The following is a 3,682-nucleotide window of genomic DNA, read 5'->3' on the forward strand; positions in this document are numbered from 1 at the left end:
CGTCCACAGACCGTCCGAGGACCGGGCCCCCGGCGGACCCGCCGTGCTCGCGTCCCCACCGCCACCGCCGTCCCGGGTGCCGGTGCCGTCGCTCTCCGCGGCTCCACCGGCCGGCCCCCCGGTCCGCGTCACGGACGCCCAGGAATGCGCAGGGAGTCCGGCGGAGCCCGCCCCGGGCCCGAGACCGCCCGGAGGCGGGCACCCGGTCCGCCTCCCTGGACCCGACGACCCCGGCCCGTTCGCCTCCGGGGCGCTGTCCGGCCCACTCGTCACCGGGAACGCGCTGCCAAGGCCACTCGACTCCGGGCACCCCGCCCCCGGCCCACTCGCCGCCGGGGACGCGGATGCGCTGCCCGGCCCCTCGGCCGCCTTCGAACTGCCCGCGCTGCCACCGGTGGTCGGTACGGCCCGCCGTGTGGTGCGCGATCTGCTGACGGTCTGGGGCATCGCCGAGGCCGTCCGCGACGACGCCGTCCTCGTGCTCTCGGAACTGGTCACCAACGCGCTGGTGCACGCGGCAGGCGAACGCGTCGTGTGCCGGGTGAGCGGCGCGGCGGGCCGGGTGCGCCTGGAGATAGAGGACCAGAACCGGGGCAGCGCCCTCCCCTTCCCCCGGCAGCCGGGCCCGGACGACCAGAACGGGCGCGGCCTCTTCCTGGTCGCCGCGATGAGCGACGACTGGGGCGTGACGCTCGCGCCGGGTCGGCCCGCGCGCATCGTCTGGGCGGAGCTGCCGGCAACGCCCCCGGCTACGGAGGCGGACATCCCGCTCCCGAGTGATTCCCCTGCCCGCATCAGCACCACTACCCTGGCCCCCGCACCCCATGACCGGGCCCCGGCCCGCGACGCGGCGACCCCACTCGCCGCACCGACCGCATCCCTCCACGGACCGTCCCCCACCTCGTCCGAAGGAGCCACCGCCCATGCACCTGCCGACCGTCCCCCACTCCGGCCCGGCCCCCACTCCTGATCTGCCCGCCGACCCGTCCTGGACGCGGAGCCGCCCCGAACCGGGTCCGGACGAACCCGCCGGCCCGAGCAGGCCCTGAGGGTTCTGCCGAAGTCCCGGCCCGCACACGGTGTGGGCACGGCCGTCGTGGCGCGACGGCCGTGCGCACGCCTTCCCGGTGGGGACCCCGCCCGCACGGCGACGTCGACGTGTCGCCCGATCTCCGGCTATACGACTGGCGGCTTCCGGTCCAGGAGGTGGTGCATCACGTGCTCCGGGACGGCCGGGTTGGCGGCCGCGGACGCGGCGGCGCCGGCGTCGTGGAGCAGGCTGGTCAGCGCGCGCGTGGTCAGCCGCGGGTCGCACGCCGCCGCTTCTCTGATGAACCGGTTCGGGTCGTGGAGGAGACGGATCACCGAGGCGGGCGTGAGGCGCGGGTCGCGAAGGGCTCGCCGGCGCACATCGTGGTCGGGGTCACGACTGAACCGCTCGACCAGGTCCGCCGTGGCGGCGGGGTCCTCGAGGGCGAGCCGACGCATGCGGGGATCGGGATCGTCGGCGTACCGCAGGGTGTCCTGGCGCGGGAAGTTGGGGTGGTCCGGGAAGCGGGCGGCCGAGTAGCCCTCCCACGTCCGGTACATCTCGAGCAGAACCTCGGCGGGCGCCTGTGCGCAGTTCTCGGCGAGGAACAGGCGCACCACCCGGTCCTCGTCCCGTGCCAGGCGTTCGACGACGTCGGGCGGGAGGTTCTCCGCACAGGCGGCGCTGCGGCGGACGAGCGGGTGGGACGAGGAGGCGCAGCGGCGCATGGCCTCTTCGTCGTCCTGCAGAGCCCGCACCCACGGGAGCGGACGGCACTGTGCTGCGGGGTCGAACTCCACGGGCACGCGCGCGCGTTCCTCCTCGGTGAGGTCCGGGCGCACCGACACAGTCCACCGTACCGCCGGGTCCGGGTCCTGACCGAGTTCGGTGACGAGGTGCGGCGCGAGGTCCGGGTTGGCGGCGATCGCGCGGCGCGACTCCGGGTCCGTGCTGTGCGCGAGAGCGTCGCCCAGTTCCTCGGAGAGCAGGCATTCCGCCGCGGCCCTGCGGCGTCGCCCGTCGTCGGGCAGAGCCTCGAACACCGGGACCGGCATCGGTACGGCGGTGTGGGCGAGCAGGATCGCCGCGGTCCGCACGTCGGGGTCCGGGTCGGCCAGGAGCGACGTGCGGATGTCCGGTCCCAGGTGCGGCCAGGCCGGCTGGCACGCGGCGCGGCGTACACCGGCGTCCGCATCGGCCGCGAGGGTCACCAGGTGCCGGGGCGGCAGGTCGTGGTGGTGTGCGACCTCGGCCCTCACCTCCGCGCTGGGATCGGCGACGAGTCGCGCGAACGTGGCCTCTGCCAGCGGAGACCTCACCCCCACGGCGGAGGCGGTGAAGATCCATCGCAGGCGGGGCTCGAACTCGTCGAGGAGCCGTTCCTGCTGCTCGGCCGTGAGTGTCCAGCGTTCCGTGAGATCCCTGCGGACCCGTGGCTCGGGATGGGAGATCCACGCCTCGACGACCTCGTCGGGCAGTTCACGGTGGATCAGCCGACCGGCGCCCGGCAGCCGTTCGCCCTCCGCGACATCCAGCAGCCGCAGCAGTACCGAGGCGGGCGCGGCCGGGTTGCGGGCCAGCCCGTCACGCCACGCCGACCGGAGACTCTGCGACGCGGTCTTCCAGCGCGTCACGGCCTCCCACCCGGACTCGCGCTTCTGCGGGGTCTCCCGGGCCTGCTCCCAGGCCCAGGACTCGACCCATGCGTGGAAGCGGTCGACGGCGATCAGCCAGACCTCGTACTCCTCACTGGTCGCACCCAGCACGGTGGCGCCGTCCGGCGACATGGCGACGAACTCCGGTCGCCCCCGGCGCTCTCCGAGCACTCCGGCCAGGTCCCACCGCTCGGCGAGGCGTACACGCGTCCAGTCGCTGTCCCGGCAGGACCGGCAGCCGTGCCCGGCGACGTTGATCAGGAACTCACCCTTGTCGTCGAACACACCGTGTTCGACGGCCAGCCGGTGCCACTGCCGGTTCAGTTCGGCCACCTGATCGGGCCGGTCGTCCCGCACCGCCACCGTCGGTGTCGCGCTCACGGAGATCACCGGACGCCAGGCCACCGCCGCGGGGCGCGCGTCGTCCACCCTTCCGTGGCCGACCACTTCCAGCCCCGCCCTTTCCAGCAACTCACGCAGTTCACTCTCCCCGCACGTCATGAGCGCCATCCTCCCGGTCGCCCCTGCGGCGGTCCACCGAGATCAACGATCACCTTCCCGTGCCGCGTCGGGCAGCACGCGGAAGTCGGTGAGGCCCTCGGGCTCCTCGGGGGTGGCCGTGCAGCGGCCGACCCGGGCCGCGGGCGGGCCCTCGGCCGCCCAGCGCACCATGTGCTCGACGTCGTCCGGGGCGCCCTCGAACACGGCCTCCACGTCCCCGTCGTGAAGGTTGCGCACCCATCCCGCGACACCTCGTTCCTCGGCCAGCCGCCGGCAGGTGTCGCGGTAGAACACACCTTGTACGCGGCCGCCGACGCGCACGTGCTGCCGGACGCTCATCCCCGTCGCCCCTCGTACGCGTCGCCGCTCATCCGACCGCCCTGACGTGTTCCAGCAACGCGTCGGCCGCGGTGCGCAGTCGCGGGGGGGGGGGGGGGGCCGGCGCCGCCCCCCCCCCCCCCGCGCCGCCCCCCGCGCCCCCCCGCCCCGGGCGCTT

The 3,682-nt window shown here is 75.0% G+C and carries 3 protein-coding genes; 1 reads left to right on the forward strand and 2 read right to left on the reverse strand.

The features are described 5' to 3' along the window. Positions 1 to 970 (forward strand): ATP-binding protein (locus tag V7E45_RS38670; protein WP_333778962.1); only part of this gene is annotated, 970 nt, incomplete at its 5' end. 206 nt (positions 971 to 1,176) lie between these two features. Here the strand turns inward: V7E45_RS38670 and V7E45_RS38675 are convergent. Together V7E45_RS38675 and V7E45_RS38680 are read right to left on the reverse strand one after the other, a co-directional pair. Beyond that, entirely contained in the window at positions 1,177 to 3,186 is a 2,010-nt protein-coding gene (locus V7E45_RS38675; protein ID WP_333778963.1) for a PE-PGRS family protein, read from the reverse strand. Between the two features lie 42 nt (positions 3,187 to 3,228). Further along, positions 3,229 to 3,525, reverse strand: a complete 297-nt coding sequence (locus V7E45_RS38680; protein WP_333778964.1) for an acylphosphatase — start codon at positions 3,523 to 3,525, stop codon at positions 3,229 to 3,231. Between the last annotated feature and the right edge of the window lie 157 nt (positions 3,526 to 3,682).

The sequence above is a fragment of the Streptomyces sp. IBSBF 3136 genome (assembly GCF_036815105.1).
Classification (GTDB): Bacteria; Actinomycetota; Actinomycetes; order Streptomycetales; family Streptomycetaceae; genus Streptomyces.